The 18035-nt window shown below is 51.4% G+C and carries 12 protein-coding genes; 8 read left to right on the forward strand and 4 right to left on the reverse strand.

The window, feature by feature from the left end; genetic code table 11:
• Positions 1-13 precede the first annotated feature (13 nt).
• The 8 genes from pulA to ACSFXJ_RS02555 all read left to right on the forward strand — a co-directional run bounded on the left by pulA (position 14) and on the right by ACSFXJ_RS02555 (position 11383).
• The gene (gene pulA, locus ACSFXJ_RS02520) at positions 14-1978 is read left to right on the forward strand and encodes a type I pullulanase (RefSeq protein ID WP_435923657.1); all 1965 of its coding nucleotides are present in this window, start codon (positions 14-16) and stop codon (positions 1976-1978) included.
• A 261-nt stretch (positions 1979-2239) separates the two neighbouring features.
• Positions 2240-3280, forward strand: a complete 1041-nt coding sequence (locus tag ACSFXJ_RS02525; protein WP_435923658.1) for a zinc-dependent alcohol dehydrogenase — start codon at positions 2240-2242, stop codon at positions 3278-3280.
• 32 nt (positions 3281-3312) lie between these two features.
• The gene (locus ACSFXJ_RS02530; protein ID WP_435923659.1) at positions 3313-5265 is read left to right on the forward strand and encodes an alpha-amylase; all 1953 of its coding nucleotides are present in this window, start codon (positions 3313-3315) and stop codon (positions 5263-5265) included.
• A 22-nt stretch (positions 5266-5287) separates the two neighbouring features.
• Complete coding sequence (locus ACSFXJ_RS02535) at positions 5288-6424, forward strand: sugar ABC transporter substrate-binding protein (RefSeq protein WP_435923660.1); 1137 nt, start codon at positions 5288-5290, stop codon at positions 6422-6424.
• Between the two features lie 32 nt (positions 6425-6456).
• Positions 6457-7116, forward strand: coding sequence for a RibD family protein (locus ACSFXJ_RS02540; RefSeq protein WP_435923661.1), 660 nt, complete (start codon positions 6457-6459; stop codon positions 7114-7116).
• 18 nt (positions 7117-7134) lie between these two features.
• The gene (locus ACSFXJ_RS02545) at positions 7135-8496 is read left to right on the forward strand and encodes an MATE family efflux transporter (RefSeq protein ID WP_435923662.1); all 1362 of its coding nucleotides are present in this window, start codon (positions 7135-7137) and stop codon (positions 8494-8496) included.
• Between the two features lie 696 nt (positions 8497-9192).
• Positions 9193-9756: an RNA polymerase sigma factor gene (locus tag ACSFXJ_RS02550; protein WP_435923663.1), complete on the forward strand. Its 564-nt coding sequence runs from the start codon at positions 9193-9195 to the stop codon at positions 9754-9756.
• 46 nt (positions 9757-9802) lie between these two features.
• A complete protein-coding gene (locus ACSFXJ_RS02555; protein WP_435923664.1) occupies positions 9803-11383 on the forward strand; it encodes a DUF4179 domain-containing protein in 1581 nt (526 codons plus the stop codon).
• Positions 11384-11602: 219 nt separating this feature from the next.
• On the opposite strand, the gene ACSFXJ_RS02560 is transcribed toward ACSFXJ_RS02555, so the two are convergent.
• The 4 genes from ACSFXJ_RS02560 to ACSFXJ_RS02575 all read right to left on the reverse strand — a co-directional run bounded on the left by ACSFXJ_RS02560 (position 11603) and on the right by ACSFXJ_RS02575 (position 17713).
• Positions 11603-13921 (reverse strand): glycoside hydrolase family 65 protein, encoded by a 2319-nt coding sequence (locus tag ACSFXJ_RS02560; RefSeq protein WP_435923665.1) that lies wholly within the window; start codon positions 13919-13921, stop codon positions 11603-11605.
• 93 nt (positions 13922-14014) lie between these two features.
• Positions 14015-14671 (reverse strand): beta-phosphoglucomutase, encoded by a 657-nt coding sequence (pgmB, locus tag ACSFXJ_RS02565; protein ID WP_435923666.1) that lies wholly within the window; start codon positions 14669-14671, stop codon positions 14015-14017.
• An 88-nt stretch (positions 14672-14759) separates the two neighbouring features.
• Positions 14760-15794 (reverse strand): LacI family DNA-binding transcriptional regulator, encoded by a 1035-nt coding sequence (locus ACSFXJ_RS02570; RefSeq protein ID WP_435923667.1) that lies wholly within the window; start codon positions 15792-15794, stop codon positions 14760-14762.
• A gap of 173 nt (positions 15795-15967) precedes the next feature.
• A complete protein-coding gene (locus tag ACSFXJ_RS02575; RefSeq protein WP_435923668.1) occupies positions 15968-17713 on the reverse strand; it encodes an alpha-glycosidase in 1746 nt (581 codons plus the stop codon).
• Positions 17714-18035 lie beyond the last annotated feature (322 nt).

Raw genomic sequence — 18035 nt, forward strand, 5'->3', positions numbered from 1 at the left:
TGGAGTGATTCCTTTGGCGGTACAGAAAGAGATCGATGTAAAGATAGATTACGGTGATCCGGCGGTGACTGGAGGCGTTTCCGTTTTTGACAAAGCTTTTGATGAGCAGTTTTATTATGATGGCGATGATCTTGGCGTAACATATACGCCGGAGAAAACAAAATTCCGGCTCTGGGCTCCGACGGCTTCCGAGGCGAAGGTGGTTTTTTATTCCTCCTGGGACAGTTTGCCGGTTAAGGAACGGGCGATGACACGGGATTCCCGCGGGACATGGCTCCTTGAAGCCGCCGGGGATTACGACGGGGTGTATTACACTTACAAGGTAAAAGTGGGGACGCAATGGAATGAAGCGGCAGATCCTTACGCCAAAGCGGTCGGCGTCAATGGCGACAGAGCGGTGGTCCTTGATATGCAAAAAACAAATCCGAAGGGGTGGGATTCTCCGAAAGCGCTCCCTCCGCTCGACGCGTCTCTTGATGCGGTAATATATGAGCTTCACGTCCGTGATCTTTCGATTCATCCCGACAGCGGGATTCAGCATAAGGGGAAATTCCTCGGCCTTGCCGAAGAAGGGACCAAGGGTCCGAAAGGAATCCCGACAGGGCTTGATCACATTGCCGGACTGGGCGTAACGCATGTCCAGCTGCTGCCGTTCTACGATTACTCCACGGAAAGCGTGGACGAGACGAAGCTGGATGAGCCGCATTTCAACTGGGGCTATGATCCGAAAAACTATAATGTTCCCGAAGGTTCTTATGCCACGGATCCGTACGCTCCGGCGTCCCGGATCACGGAGTTGAAGCAATGCGTTCAGAAGCTGCATGACCGGGGCCTGCGCGTCGTCATGGACGTCGTTTATAACCATGTGTATGACGGTTATCTGGTCAACTTTACCAAGCTGGTTCCGGGCTATTATCTGCGGTACAAGGAGGACGGAACATTTTCCAACGGGTCGTTCTGCGGGAACGAGTGCGCTTCCGAGCGGGCGATGATGCGGAAATTCATCGTGGAATCCGTTCTCCATTGGGTTCGCGAATACCAAATCGACGGCTTCCGCTTCGACCTCATGGGTTTGCTCGACGTGGACACGATGAATGAAATCCGGCTCCGCCTGGATGAAATCGATCCCTCGATCATCACGATCGGCGAAGGCTGGAAGATGGATACCGTACTGCCGGAAGGGCAGAGGGCCCATCAGGGGAATGCCGGAAAAATGCCGGGCATCGCCCATTTTAACGACGGTACCCGGGATGCGGTCAAAGGGGATACGTTCATCCACGAATCCAAAGGCTTTGTCAGCCGCGGCGACGGTCTTGAAGACGGCGTAAAACGCGGCGTTGTCGGTGGAATCCGTTTCGGCGGCCCGATCGGACAGTTTGCGGATGAACCGGTCCAAAACGTCAATTACGTGGAATGCCATGACAATCATACCCTTTGGGATAAATTGACCCTGTCCGCCGGCCGCGAGCCGAAGGAGCAGCGCCGCAGAATGCACCGTTTGGCCTCGGCCATCGTTCTGACCAGCCAGGGCATCCCGTTCATTCATGCCGGTCAGGAGTTCATGAGGTCCAAAGGCGGCGTGGAGAACAGCTACAAGTCGCCGATCGAGGTCAACTGGCTGGACTGGAACCGTTGTGCCGACCATCAGAATGATGTGCTGTATGTGGCAAGCCTGATCAAGCTTCGGAAATCCCATCCCGCTTTCCGGCTCAGAACCGCGCGGGAAATCCGGGAGCACTTGTACTTTGAGCAGGCTCCGGCGCATACCGTGGCTTACACGCTGCGCAATCATGCCGGAGGAGACCCGGACCGTCATTTATATGTGCTTTATAATGCGAATACGAACCCTGTCGCTCTCGATGTGCCTGATCTCGGTGCGGCATGGGAAGTGCATTACGGCGGTGAATTCGTGCAAAAGCTTGCCGGACGCAAGCTGGAGGTTCATGGGATCGGCATGGTCGTATTGGTAGCTAGGTAATTCGGAAAATCAAGAACCAAATTAACAGAATCGAGAAACCGCAGGATGAACACGACAGAGTGGGCGCCTGCGGTTTTTTGGATTTGCAGAAACATAATGAAACAAAACAAACTTACATAAGGTTTCTGAAAATACCAGGAAGCATTCGACAAAATTTCCCTTACTTTTACAAATATCTGTGATAAGATGTGTTCAAGCGTTTTGTGCAAACGTTTGAACAAAGATAGGAATCATCCATGACAGGAAGGGAGGGAATCACAAATGGAGGCATTGGTCTGGACGGAACAAGGGAGATTGGGGCTTGTCGAACAGGAGTGTCCGTCATGCTGCAAGCCGGGCGACGTCAAGATACAAATCGAACTGACAGGCATTTGCGGCACCGATCTTGCCGTTATTTCCGGAAAGGAACCGGGATCTCCGGGCGTTATTCGCGGCCACGAGGCGGTTGGGACTGTCGTTGATATCGGGTCAGCGGTCAGCCGGATTCAAGTAGGGGACCGCGTCGTGATCGACCCTAACCAAAGCTGCGGGAAATGCCGGTTCTGCCGGAAAGGGCGGCTTCATCTCTGCATCGGTCCGGATGGACAAGGGATGCCGATCGCCGGTCTGAATATATCCGGAACGTTTGCCCCCTATTTCGTTACCGACGAGTCTTTTGTTCACAAGTTACCGGATCGTATGAGTTGGGAGGCTGCGGTTCTTGTAGAGCCTCTTGCATGCGTGCTGCACAATTTCAAGGAAGCCGGGGTGACCCGGGAAGACCGGGTTTTGATATTGGGATCCGGCCCGATGGGGTTGCTGTGTCAAATCGTAAGCAGAGCCTTGGGATGCATCACGATGGCGACGGAAATCAATCCGTACAGGCTTTCGTTTTCGCGACAGTTCTCCGGGGAGGTGGTCACGCCGGAGGAATTAACGGACGACACAGGTTTCCGAATGCGGGAATCCGGGAAATACGATGTCGTCATCGATACGGTCGGAACTCAAATGGGCCTTGCGGAGCAATGGGTAGAACGCGGCGGGAGAATCGTTCCTTTCGGCATTAACGGAGGTTATCAGTATCTGTTGACCCCCACGCATTACACGCAGAACGCCGTGAAGATGATCGGTGCCGGAGAATACCTGAATACCTTTGAAGAGGCGCTGCAATTTGCGGCGAATCATCCCGAGCTTTCGTCTTTGGTGACGAAACGCTATCCGCTGAAACATCATGAGACGGCCATTAACGAGCTTTTAGGCTATGAACTATCAACGGGAAAGGTTCTGCCGTCGGAAACGATGAAAACCGTGTTCGCGTTCTGAACGGAAATTCCGAGAAAGGGGATGGCTGTGTAATGGCACGCCAAGAGAAATTGAAATACTTGTACCGGTTTCTGGCCTCCCGCCAGCGCGAAGAACTGCCTTCGATCTGGATACCTGCGATATGGAACGAATGCCGATACCCGGATATTTTGAGCGAAAAAAATAATGAAATCGAAGTAGAGCCGATACCCTTTTTCCTGCATCATCTTAATTACCTCTTTCAATTGTCGCAATCCCATGCCTTCTCGGAAGGGAGAGATCTGGACCGCAGCGTCATTTATTCGTCGCTGGTCCGTTATTCCGCGGCATGGGACTACCGCCATGACGGAAGCATTCAATCGGGAACCTTTCTGCGGTTCATGATCCTTCTCCCGCTGCTTAAAAAGATGGGAGTAAATATTCTGTATTTGCTGCCGGTCACCAGGTACAGCCGGATGCATTGGAAAGGGGATGTCGGTTCCCCCTATGCGGTTCATTCCTTGTTTGATCTGGACCCCGAATTGCACGATCCTTTGCTGGACGGTATCGGCGAATTTTCGCTTCAAGACGAAATGGGCTCGCTCGTTGAAGCTTGCCATCTGCTGGGCATGAAAGTCGTCGTGGATTTTATCCCCCGGGTAACCGCCAGGGACAGCGAAATTATTGAAGAGCATCCGGACTGGGTCTACTGGATCGGCAAAGAACATCTGGACGGTTTCCGTCCGCCGCACATTCCGGAGCTCGGGTTTTTCGAAGAATGCCTTCCGGACAAGCTGGAAACCGTCTATCGCAGTGCGGAAACGTCTTCGTTTCTACGCAAATTTTCGTTGCCGCCGAACGAGTTGAATCCGCTGCTATGGCAGCGCCTGAAGCAACGTGCCCGGCAATCCGGCGAGCCGCTGCTTTCTCTCGTGGAGGCGGAGATGGGAATTACGACGGCGCCGGCCCATTCCGACTGGATCAATGACATTCAGCCGATTTGGACGGACATTGCTTTTTACAGGCTGTTCAAGGATGTGTCGCCGCAAGTCCGGCATCTGATTCCGCCGGATCAACCGCCGTATGTGCTGTTTGATACGATCAAATGCAATATGTACCCCGGAACGGAACCGAACCGGGAATTGTGGGACATGCTGGTGGAAGCCATTGAATTCAACCTACATACTTACGGCATCGACGGGTTCCGCATCGACATCGGCCATGTTTTGCCTGTGGCGCTTCTCGAGGAAATGTTCCGGAGAATCAGGGAAATCAGGCCGAACGCCATCCTGATCAGCGAAGATTTGTTCAACCGCAACCACCGAAAGGCGGCGAGTACCGGTTATAACATCATGCTGGGCAGCGGCTGGAATATCATGACGGATATCTCCATAGAGACGCTGCAGGCTTATCTTAAGGAGCTTCCGGAATTGGCCATTCACGTTTTTGCCTGCTCCGAAACGGCCGACACGCCGAGAATCACCAGCCGCGGGGGAATTCCGCTGGCGCGGATGATGAGCGTTTTTAACGGCTTTTTGCCGAACGCCGTTCCCTTTTTAACGACGGGAATGGAGATGAACGAAGAGCAGCCGCTGAACTGCGGGCTCGGAGACAATACGGGAGGCGCGGATATCCCGCGGGCGTTTTTCAACCGGTTAACCATTAACTGGACTCATCCGATGCCGATGATTCCCCTGCTGAGCCGCTTGTATTCATGCAAAAACCAATTGGATGATCTGATTCGGCCCCAAAACTTTTTCATACCCGATGCCCAGGGCGAAGTGTTGATCTACGCCTATTTATCGGGAGGCGAGCTGCTTGTCGGCTGTTTCAATTTAAGTCCCGGGATACCGCAAACCGTAAACCTGGATGCCGTATGTCCCGCATCGCATGGATGGACGATCTTGATCGACAGCTTGGCCGATTCGGAGCCGGCAGGGCTGTCCTCCGCAGATGGCGGACAAAACAAGTGGTTACTCCAACCTTATCAGGGCATGGTTTTCTATCATCCCCAGATCAAAATTTAAAGATATGGAGGCAGGTGCAAAGATGGAATCACATCCGAATAAGCTGATAATTTGGCACGAGTTTGACGGACCGGGGGATACCTCTATTGAACTTTTGGAACGTTTATGCCGTGAATACTCCCTGCAAAATGGCATTGAGGTGATACCCGAAGTGATGAATATTTCGGAGTTGGTCACCCGGTTAAATCGGGTGGGCGAGGGAGGAGAGGCCCCTCACATGGCCTTGGTCCCCGCGGATATGGCCGGATTCGGGGAGAAGGCGAAGTATTCCAAAGTACCGGAAGAATTGCTGTCCTTGGCGGCCGCACATGGCTCCGACTTTGCCCAGTCCATGCGGTCCGAAGGAATAGCCTATGGCTTGCCGGTGCTTACGGGCAATCATTTGGTGCTTTTTTATAATCGTGAAATTTACCCCGAGCCGCCAGTCTCTTGGGAAGAGATCGAACAATTGGGAGACGGATTGAAGGAGAAAGGCATTATACCCGCCGCCGCCGATTTGCGGGAGCCTTACTGGTTCATGCCCTTTTTGACGGCATTTGGCGGTTGGCCCATGCGGGACGGCACGCCTTGTCTTCCCGAAGGCGAGATGATACGGGCGCTGCAGGATGTCCGGAGCCGGATGAACCGGGGCCTCTTGGCCAGCATGAACGGTTCGACGGAGCTGCTGGAGGGATTTATCGACGGGAAAATCGGCGCGATCATCTGCGGGGAGTGGATATATAATCACCTGGATCGTCATATGAAGAACAAGTTGGGCGTTTCAAGGCTTCCTTCCATTCAGGGCCGTCCTTCCATTTCCATGTCGTCGGCGATCGGCCTTGTTTTTCCCGGTTATTCGCTGGAATCGGAGCTTCGGGAGGAGATTGTCTCCTTTGCGACCTTCATGCTTAGTGCGGAGAGCCAAATGAAATGGGGGACGGAGGTTCAGCGGATTCCCGTTCATTCAAAAGCGCGCGAGAGGTTGAAGGACTTGACCGGCGAGAATAGGAGAGCACTCACGACATTGTTGGAAGAGAGCCGGTCCATGCCGATCGAACCTGCGATGGCCTCGGTTTGGGAGGCGGTCCGGGCCGGTCTGCTCATTTTGGAGGAAGAAGGCGAAGCGTCCGCATGGCGCGCGATGAATCAACACTTCAAACCGTCTGCCGGAGTCCTGTAAACGAAAAAAATATAAGGAATGAGGGATGATCCATGAAAACGAGCGTATTTAGCCAAATTTCAATCGACGGAAAGCTGACATTGGGTCCGGGGCAGTCCAGCAAGCCCTTGTTCAGCCTCTTTGATGATCCGGATATGGAGTATATTCATAAATTTCGGGGCAAGGTGGACGGGATTATGGTCGGGAAAAATACGATCACGACGGATAACCCCTTTTTGACGAACCGTTATGAAGAGAACAAGAATCCGATGCGGATCATCCCTACAAGAAACATGGATATTCCGATGGATAGCAACGTGCTGACGGATGGGGGACGGACCCTGCTTGTCACGACGGAGAGCGGCAAGGATGAACGCAAGATCGATCAGTTGAGGGAACGGGGCAAGGAATGCCTGATTTGCGGAAAAGACGAGGTGGACTTCGGTCAATTGTTCACCCTGCTGGAGGAAAAGTACGGCATCAACAGCCTGATGGTAGAGGGCGGAGGCTTTCTGAATTGGCATGTGTTCAATCAGGATCTGGTCGACGAGATCATCCTGATGCAGCTTCCGATCATCATCGGCGGGGCGTCCAATATTACGCTGGTCGATGGAGAAGGATACACCAAGCTCGATTTTGCCAAAAAATTTAAGGTGGTCGAAGTGGAGCCAAAGGATAATTACACCTTGCTGCGCTATTTAAAAGCGGTTTGAATATGGGGGATCGGGTAAATGAGCGATGAGTTAAAAAAGGATTTTTACAAGAACGCATATAAAATAGCCCTTCCGGTAACGCTGCAAAGCCTGATCATGTCTTTGCTTACGCTTACGGACCAGCTGATGGTGGGACAGTTGGGCGATGTGGCGATCGCTTCCGTCGGTATGGCCACGAAAATATACGGAGTCATCTCCGTTGTACTGGCCGGTCTTTCGGCAGGCGTTTCGATTTATGCGGCCCAGTTTTGGGGAAAACAGGACCGCAAGAGCATCTCCCAATTGCTCGGCATCGGCCTGTTGGCCGGATTCGCGCTTTCATTTCTGTTCACGCTGCTCGTATTTTTTAAGCCCCAGCTTTGCCTGGGATTGTTTACGACGGATGAGCGGATTTTGGGAGAGGGATACATTTTTCTGCAGATCATCTCGCTAAGTTATGTGCCGACGATGCTTACGATGATGTATTCCGCCATTTTAAGAAGCACGACGCATGTTAAATTGCCGATGTTCGTCAGCTTGTTTACGGTTGGTTTGAACATCGTCCTGAATTATTTGCTGATCTTCGGGAATTGGGGTTTTCCGGAATTGGGGTTAAAAGGATCGGCTATCGCAACGTTAATCGCCCGAATCGTGGAGTGCGCGTTGATCATTGGAGCCGTGTACAAGTTCAGGCTTCCGGGCTCGGTGGATTTCGGCAGCCTGTTCGGGATTCCTAGGCCGCTCCTGAAAAAGTTTATTCAAACGACTTATCCTATCATTTTGACCGAATTCATCTGGGTAATGGGAGAGACCGTATACGCCATGATTTACAGCCGGATGGGCACCGCGGAAATGACGGCCATGACCATTACCTTCCCGCTGCAAGGCATATGCATCGGTTTGCTGTCGGGCCTGGCAAGCGCAGGCGGGGTGATGGTCGGCAACAAGCTGGGCGCCGGGGAAGAAGAGACCGCCATGCAGTATGCCAAGCGTTTCATCGGATTGGGCATCTCCGTTTCCCTGGCCGTCGGGCTCGTGATTGCGGTAGGGTCGCCATGGTACGTCTCGGCGTTCAACGTTTCCGGAGAAGCCCATCGGCTAGGTATATATCTCGTCTGGGTATTTGCCGGTTTCCTCTGGGTGAAGGTCGGCAATATGATCTTGGCTGGAGGGATTCTTAACAGCGGCGGGGACAGTAAATTCGTATTTGCGATGGAGTCCGCGGCAACCTGGGTGATCGGAGTACCCTCAGGGCTTTTGCTGTCATTTGTGCTTAAACAGCCGGTCTACCTTGTTTACCTCGTTCTTTCCTTGGAGGAGGTCGTCCGGTTCGGCATCGGCATGGCAAGAATCCGCTCGCGCAAATGGATCAAAAACCTGGTGAGCGACCTTGGCGCGTAAAGGGTTCTTTGAGTTCACTCGCCGCGCGGTAGCGGGACATGGCGGTTGCGATTGTTGCACATCATACAACATTTTCGGGGAACTTACCGTTTGAAGCTGCAAATGCTGCACAAAATACAACAAAACCGCCCAAAACGACTCATTTTCACGAGAATAAGCCTGAAAATGCTGTAAAAAGTGCAACTTTATCCGTTAGAAGAGTAAACAACGTCCATAAATGTTGCATAAAGTGCAGCTTGTGCAAAACAGAAAGAGCCCGCAATGGATTGCGGGCTCTTTTCTAAACCGATTGTTGCACATAGTACAACATTTTCGGGAAACTTACCGTTCGAAGCTGCAAATGCTGCACTAAATACAACAAAACCGCCCCAAACGGATTCATTTTCACGAGAATAAGCCTGAAAATGCTGTAAAAAGTGCAACTTTATCCGTTAGAAGAGTAAACAACGTCCATAAATGTTGCATAAAGTGCAGCTTGTGCAAAACAGAAAGAGCCAGCGATGGATTGCAGGCTCTTATTCATTTCGCTGACGCCGCAGCAGTTGTCGTTAAGGCGGATGGCCGCAGGATAATCACGGGCAGGCCCCCTCATACCGGGGCTTTTTTCGTTCCGATGCAACTCATTATAGCGAAATGAACCTTTTTTATTGTTCGATTGTTATAAAGATAGCTTAACCGAGAGAGGAGGTTGGAGTTTTGGAGAGTAACCGGGAATTGTTCGAGACCTATCAGCGGGATGTTTTTCGGACCTGCTACTTTATGGTTCATGATGCGGCCGACGCGGAGGATCTGACTCAGGAGGTGTTTGTTACTGTATTCGGCAGCCCGAGGAGAAACGTCGAACATGCGAAGGCGTGGATCATGAAAATAACGGTCAACCATTGCCTGAATTTTTTGAAAAGGCGGCAAAGCTACTATAAAAAAATTGCAGCCAATCCCTTCTTGTTTGCCGGAAATGAAGGTAAAGCCGTGGACAGGCAGGTTGAAGAGAGAGAGGCGGCCGAGGAATGGAAGGCTTATCTGGAGCGTCTCCCGGCAAAAATTCGAGCGGTCCTGACTTTGCGTTACATGCATGATTTCAGTCTGGCTGAAATATCGGATATGCTGTCCATTCCGTTGGGCACGGCAAAATCCAGGCATCATAAAGGGCTTCGGCTAATGAAGAAAATGCTTCAGGAAGCCGGGGTGCAAATTGAAAAAGAAAGGTTGGTCGATCACTATGAAAATCATCGAAGCTATACTGAGGCGTCAATTAAATGAGCCTATAGATGAAAAGTATCCTGATTTTGAACAAATGTGGACTCGAATGGAACAGGCCGGCGCTACACTTCCGAAGGTATCGGATCCTGCCCGTGCCCGCAAAGCTTCCCGAAGCGGATTCAAAAGCTGGCGCGGCGCTGTCCTAGCCGCTTCATTAAGTATCATACTCGCAGCCGTTCCGGTTTACGCCGCCGTGCAGTATGATTGGAGCGGGCTTTTGCGGAATAAGGGCGGCGTTCAAGCCGCATTGGCCCAAAACCTGGGGCAGCCGCTGGAACAGTCCCTGTCGCGCGACGGAGTAACATTGACACTTCACACAGCCATTGCCGACGAGAACCGAACGGTAATTCTCTATTCTCTGGATGTCGGAGACCGTCCGGACGGAGAAATGTGGGACATCGAAGGCATGTCCCTGGTCGGCGAAGACGGGCAGACCGGTAAGATTGAATTCAATAACCAGGAATGGGATGAGGCAAATCGCCGGTATACCGGATATTTGGAAAGCGACTGGGTACCCGGACAGAATATGACACAGGTGAAGGTAGTCGCAAAGCAAATCCAAGAGTACAGTGAGCAAAAGGTAGACTTGCCGTTGGACGTCCATGCCGAGGAGATCCAAAGCTTTCCGGTACAAAGGGACGGGATTGAAAAGGTAGAGGTTCAAGTTTTCCGGCAAGAAGGGGGGAAACTGTTATTTTCTTCGGCAACGACCTTTGATCCCTCGACTTCAACGGAAGCTAAGCGCGAAATTTTCCCGCGTATAGTCGCTTACAGGGATGGGGCCCCGGTAGAGCCGTTGCCGGGCAACACCTTCGGAACCCCCGGTGAACATGGCGAGTATACATCACAGCAGTTTTACGGCACTTCCGACGTGCCGGCCGATGCGACGCAATACAAGTTTAACTACACCAAGATAGAAAAGAGCGTAGACGGTCCATGGGAATTTAATCTGCTTTTGAACCGGGATCAGATGGAAAGCGGGACGACCAAAACGATGCTGAATGTCCCGTTGGAAGCCGGGAGTACAGACCACATCATAGAAGAAATGGTCATTTCGCCGACTCAAATCAAGCTAAACGTACGGAGCAACGAACAAACGGCACCGTTGCCGTATCAAAATTATCAGCTGGAAGTGGATGGAAAAGTAATGGAAGGCGCAATCTGGCCGTCATCAGAGCCGGGGCTGTCCATTCTTCGTTTTGAGCGAACGGGGGAACTGGAAATCACGCCGGAGACCCCGATTATCTTAATCGGAAAACACAAGGTGGTTAGGCATGAAGGAGAAAAAACTCCGGTTCTTTTGAGCAATATATCGACGGAACGGCAGACGTTGTCCACACAAATCGGCGGATATCCGGTGAAATGGACCTATTACATGCTCGACGATAATTTATATGTGGAAACGGAAAGCGCGGACATTCATTTCGGCGGCGTGAATCAGACGCATATCGGACTGGGCAAAGAAAGAATGATCGGCAGACCGGTAACGGTGAATTTCAGCGGGGACGGCAACAACAAGGCTATCGATGTGTATAAAGGCTTTAAAGGCGAAGAGGCTTCCGTTTACATGTTCTATTACACGACGGAAGACCCGGAAAAGGAAACCAGGGTAAAATTGCAACCCTAAGTCTCTCTCGGTGAAACAGCCGGCTGCCAGTGACAGGTGGATTGCGATTGTTGCACAATATACAACATTTTCGATGATGTTACCGTGGTAAGCTGCAAATGCTGCACAAAATACAACTTTATCCGTTAGAGGGGCAAGCAACGCCTAAAATTATTGCATAAAGTGCAACTTGTGCAAAAAAGAAGAGCCCGCAATGGAATGCGGGCTCTTTTCTCATGATTAAACCGTCACGGACGATCTTTGCGACTGGATTTCGCCATGCGCGCTGACGGTGTAGCTGTTGTCGTAAAGGCGGATGGCCGCCGGCACGTCGGTTTCGTTGACGACGACGATGCTGTCTTCGTTCACGTTCACTTTCAGCGTGGCGCCGCGGAACATGACGTTGAACGAGAACGACTTCCAGTGCGAAGGAATGAACGGCTTCAGCACGAGCTCGTCATTGGCCACATGCAATCCGGCAAAGCCGTGGATGACCGCCATCCAGGTTCCCGCCATGCTTGTCGTGTGGCAGCCGTCTTCGGTGTCGTTATTATAGTTATCCAGGTCCAGACGAGCGGTACGCAGATACATTTCGTACGCTTTCTCCTGATATCCGAGCTCGCAAGCGAGGATGGAGTGTACGCAAGGCGACAGGGAAGACTCATGGACCGTAAGCGGCTCATAGAAGTCGAAGTTCCGTTTCTTCGTCTCCAGGTCGTAACGGTCGCTCAGGAAGAACAAGCCTTGCAGCACGTCAGCCTGCTTGATATAGCAGGAGCGCAGAATGCGGTCCCAGGACCAGTTCTGGTTAAGCGGCAGGTTTTCCGGCGCGAGCTCTTTAACGGGAACCAGCTCTTTATCCAGGAAGCCGTCCTGTTGCAGGAAGACGTCGCGTTCCGCATCGTAAGGATAGTACATATTTTCGATGATGTGCTTCCACTTGGCGGTTTCTTCGTCCGTCAGCTTGAGTTTATCGATCAGCTCCTGATAACGGGCGTTTTCGTTCGCTTTCAAATAATCCAATACTTCGAGCGTGTATTCCATCGTCCAAACGGCAATGCGGTTCGTGTACCAGTTGTTGTTGACGTTGTTTTCGTATTCGTTCGGCCCGGTTACGCCGAGCATGACGTACTTGCCTTTCGAGTCCGACCAGTTGACGCGTTCTTCCCAGAAACGGGAAATTTCCGCAAGCACCTCGAGCCCGTATTGGCTCAAATACGATTTGTCGCCGGTATAGTTCACGTAATTGTAGATCGCGTAAGCGATCGCGCCGTTCCGGTGAATTTCCTCGAAGGTGATTTCCCATTCGTTATGGCACTCTTCGCCGTTCATGGTCACCATCGGATACAGGGCGCCTTTGCTGAAACCGAGCTTTTTCGCGTTTTCCTTCGCTTTTTCCAAGTGCTTGTAGCGGTAGATCAACAGGTTGCGGGCGATGTTCGAGTCCGCGGTGCTGAGATAGAACGGCAAGCAGTAGGCTTCCGTATCCCAGTACGTGCTGCCGCCGTATTTTTCACCCGTAAAGCCTTTCGGTCCGATATTCAGGCGGTCATCTTCCCCGGTGTACGTTTGATTCAGCTGGAAAATATTAAAGCGGATCCCTTGCTGTGCCGAAACGTCGCCTTCGATGATGATGTCGCTGCCTTTCCATTTTTCGGCCCATGCGTCGGCCTGTTCCTTCAGAAGCACGTCAAACCCGGCGGCATGAGCTTCGCGAAGGAAGTTCGTGCCCGCTTCGACCAGTTGACCGAGCCCGTGATTGCGGGAAGTGACGTTGGCGACGTATTTGTAAAGAGTGAGCGTTTCTCCTTGGTTCACGTCGAAAGCCGCCTCCGAAGATACGAACTTTTCACGTTCCGATAGGGAAGGGGTGAAGCTCAGCTTCTCGCCGTTTTTGAAAACATCGTAAGCCATGACCGAGGTGACGTGGAAATCCAGCTTTTTCGTTTTCAAGGTCAGGTAAGAAAGATCGGCTGACGCGGATTTCTCCACTTCAAGCCAGAATTTCTCGTCATAGTTGGAATCCTTGTTTTGAACGTCCCCGTCCAGGTATGGCACGAAACGGATGCTTCCCGAGAAGTTAACCGGAGTCACCGCATAGCGGATCGCACCTATTTCCTGGCGTTTCATGCTGACGAAGCGGACCGCTTCAACCTTGATTTCTTTGCCGTCTTCCATCACGGCCACAAAGCGGCGGGACAGATAACCTTCCTTCATGTTGAGCTCGCGCACGAATTCCTTCACTTCGCATTTGGCAAGATCCAGCGCATTGCCGTTCACGAACACGTTGATGCCGATCCAGTTGGTGCTGTTGAGGACCTTGGCAAAATACTCCGGATAGCCGTTTTTCCACCAGCCGACACGCGTTTTATCGGGATAGTAAACCCCGGCCATATAGCTGCCCTGAAGGGATTTGCCGCTGTACTGCTCCTCGAAGTTGGCACGCTGTCCCATGAACCCGTTGCCGATGCTGAATATACTTTCGGAAATTTCATGCGTACTCGGGTCAAACGACTCTTCTATGATCGACCACTCATCCAATTTTAAATATTGTCTCACGATTACCGGCTCCTTCTTATCTTATGATTGTTCAGATAAGACGAACTGTGAAAAGGGATTCATTAGTTCATCCTATTGAGTTAAAAGTAATATTTATGACTCCAGTTCCCGAAGGCGGGAAACCGTCATATCCGCGAGGGAAGGGACGACAAGATTGGCTTTGCCGAGCGTGCTCGGCGAGCCGATGCCCACGCTTCGCATACCTGCGCGGGTCGCGGCTTCAACCCCGGCTTCGGCGTCTTCGAAGACGACGCATTGCTCGGCAGGGACGCCCAGTTCGGAAGCTCCCAGCGTAAATACTTCGGGGTCCGGCTTGGCGCTGGTGGTCCGGGTGCCGTCGATGATCGCGTCGAAATACGGAGTGAGCCCCGTATTGTTCAGGATCGTCATGGCGTTCTTGCTGGCGGAGCCAAGGGCCACTTTCAGCCCGTTATTGCGGCAGTCTTGCAAAAACTCAAGCGCGCCCGGCAAAATCTCGGAGGCGTCCATTTTCGAAATCATGTCGAAATACCAGTTGTTTTTGCGTTCGGCAAGCGTTAGTTTGGTCGCATCATCGAGTTCAATACCCCCGACGCTGAGTAAAATATCAAGGGAAGCCATCCGGCTTACGCCCTTCAAGCGTTCGTTATCTTTCTCAGTGAACTCGAAGCCGAGCTCTTCGGCCAGGCGTTTCCATGCGAGATAATGATATTTGGCGGTGTCGACAAGCACACCGTCCAGATCGAATAAACAAGCTTTGATCGAGGTCATAACCTCTCCTCCTCCATTAGCGCAAACGTTTGAACAATTAGCGAAAAATAAAAGAAGCAAACGCTTCGTTTTATTTTTGTGCCCCACCTTATTTTTTGGATATCGAATACATGGACGATTCACGGATCATCAAGCGATGAGGGATGATCTGGCGCTTCTGATAGGTTTTGTCGTTATTGTTCTGGATGGACTGGATCACAACCTGTGAAGCGGTGTATCCCAAATTGTAAATTCCGATATCGATGCTGCTTAGCGGTGGTGTCGACAACTCAGACAAAGGAATATTGTTGAAGCTGACCAGGCATAAATCTTCGGGTACTTTATACTTGAGCTCATGCAGGCCGCGCAACACGCCGAAAGATACGACGTCATCAATCAGGACGATGGCAGTGGGACGGTCGGGCAAATTCATAAAGAAGGACATGGCACGATAGCCGCTCTCTTGTAAAAACTCGCCTTCCACAATCCATTCCGGCCGCATTTCAAGTCCTGAATCATGCAGGGCATCCAAGTAGCCCTTCAGCCGATCCTTGGAAACGACCAGATCCGGAGGTCCGCTAACGAACCCGATCCGTTCATGTCCCAAGGAAATCAGATGCTTCGTGGCATCATAGGAAGCCTTGACGTTATCGTTATCCACCGACAAAATATCGGGGTACTGCTCGCTGCGACCGATCAACACAAACGGATGACCGTTCTCGTGCAGAAAATCGATAACGGGATCGTCTTTCCTCGAATAAAGCAGAATAACACCATCCACCCGACGTCCGTTGAGCAATCTAGAGACGCCTTCAACTTCCTCTTTCTCATTGGCTCCGGAACTGATCAGTACATCATAACCCAGACGGCTTGCCTGAGTGACAATCCCGCGGATCAATTCCATAAAGAAAAAGTTGGAGAATAACTCCTCGGCGGATTTCGGCAACATGATGCAAATACTGTTTGTCGTTTTGGAAACCAGACTCTTTGCCATAATGTTCGGATGGTACCCGAGCTGATCCATAATGTCTTTTACTTTTCTCGAAGTTTCGGCACTTATTCTTGGATGATTCGACAGCACCCGGGACACGGTAGAGGGCGATACTCCGGCCTTTTTGGCAACGTCTTTAATGGTTACAGCCATAGAAACCTCCTCTGTGGAACCGTTTGCTTTTTACAATGTAATCTTAATCGAAACATAGCGGAAAGTAAATAGATAAAGCAGTAAGAAGATGGTAGAAATTACGAATCTCTGCCGTAAATCAAGGGAAAGTGTGCAAACGGTTTAACATCTGCACACTTTACATATTTACAAAATTATTTCACTTCCGTCAATACCGCATATCCGTATGCGGGCAACTTCACGGACAGTTTTCCGGCGGCCGTCCGGTATGTCGTTCCGCCCATGGCTTCCTGCCATGCTTGTCCGGCAGCTGGAACTTCGAACGTCTGGCCGACGTCGTCGTTGTTGAGCAGCACGATGACGGTTTCATCGCCGAGCTTCCGTTCATACGCCAGTTTGCTGCCGCGTTCCTCGGCGATCAGGAAATGGATCGAACCGGTACGGAGCGGAGCCAAGTCCTTGCGGACGGCAATAAGCTTGCGGTAGAACCAGAACAGATCCTGGTCCTGCTTGTCCGGATTCCATTCCATGCACTTGCGGCAGCCGGGATCCTGATCTCCGTCGAGGCCGACTTCGTCGCCGTAGTAAATGCAAGGCGTTCCGCTGTACGTGAACTGGAAGAGCGCCGCCAGCTTCATTTTGTTTTTGTCGTCTCCGCAAAGGGTGAGCAGGCGCGGCGTGTCATGGCTGTCCAGAAGATTGAACGCCACCTCGCTCGCTTGACGCGGATAGCGCGAAAGCTCTCTGCCGATCACATTCGCGAAGCCTTTGGCATCCAGCTTGCCGCGGACGACGAAATCCAGCACCGCATCCGTAAACGGATAGTTCATGACGGCATCGAATTGATCGCCTTGCAGCCATGGGGAGGATTCATGCCAAATTTCGCCGAGAATATAAGCTTCCGGATTTGCGGCTTTGACGACTTTGCGGAAGTCCCGCCAAAAATGATGATCGACTTCATCGGCCACATCCAGCCGCCAGCCGTCAATGCCGACTTCCTTGATCCAAAATTCCGCTACCTTCAGCAAGTACTCTTTTACTTCGGGATTATTCGTGTTCAGCTTCGGCATCAGCGGCTCGAATGCGAAGGTGTCGTAAGTAGGGACCCCGTCTTTGACTTCGAGCGGATACTCCCGAACGGAGAACCAGTCTTTATAACGGGATTTCTCGCCGTTTTTCATGACATCCACGAAAGGCGCGAAGGTTTTGCCGGAATGATTGAACACGGCGTCGAACAAAACGCGAATGCCCCGTTCATGACAGGCTTGTACTAGCTTTTTGATCGTTTCGATATCCCCGAAATGAGGATCGATTTTCATATAATCGGCGGTATCGTATTTATGGTTTGTGGTTGCTTCAAATAACGGTGTAAAATAAATACCTGTAATGCCAAGTTCGCTGAGATGATCGAGGTGGTCGATCACGCCTTGAAGATCGCCGCCGAAGAAGTTGTCCCGCTCCGGCTTGCCGCCCCAAGGAAGCGTTCCTTCAGGGTCATTGCCCGGATCGCCGTTGGCGAAGCGCTCGGGGAAGATTTGATAAAATACCGCGTCCTTCACCCATGCAGGAACCGAAAAAATATCGGCCGGATTGATGAACGGGAATTCAAACATCCGGTCGGGTCCCGGAGGACGAACTTGGGAGAATTCACTTTCCGTCATCCAAATCTCTTCTTCGCCGGATTTTAGAAGAAAGCCGTATTTCAATCTGCGGTAAGGCGGTTTGACGGCGCATTCCCAGTAATCGAACAGCTCGTCGGAAATGAATTTGGTCATGGGAATCAGTTCTTTGCTTTGGTCCCAAACGTATTTGTCGCCGACGAAGGCGAAAACTTCGGTCAAATCATCCTTTTTGGAACGCAGGCGCAAATGGACCGTTTCATGATCGTAAGCATAGGACCAATTCAGTTTCGGACGGTGATAGACAGCTTCCAGAAGCATGTATAATTTCCTCCCTGGTCAGTTAAATTATTGTCAGTTCCTATCGTTATTCACCCATGCGCCACTAAGCTAAACGAGAGCACCTGTATCTTATAGTAACCGTTTACGTAAAATTTAAATAAAAACGGCGATTCAGCGAAAAAGGGCACACCGCGGCCGGTATTTATAGAAGCCGAGGATGTACCCTTACGATAACAGTGCCTTCGAGTTTTGCTAAAGCAGCGTGGCTGGCCGGTCGGAACTAGCCTTTATTGATTCAGGATTATAGCATTGTTCAAACCATTGCACAAGTTGAACCAAAGGCGGGCAAATTCGGAGCATA

The organism is Paenibacillus salivarius (genome assembly GCF_051307165.1).
Taxonomy (GTDB): Bacteria; Bacillota; Bacilli; order Paenibacillales; family Paenibacillaceae; genus Fontibacillus.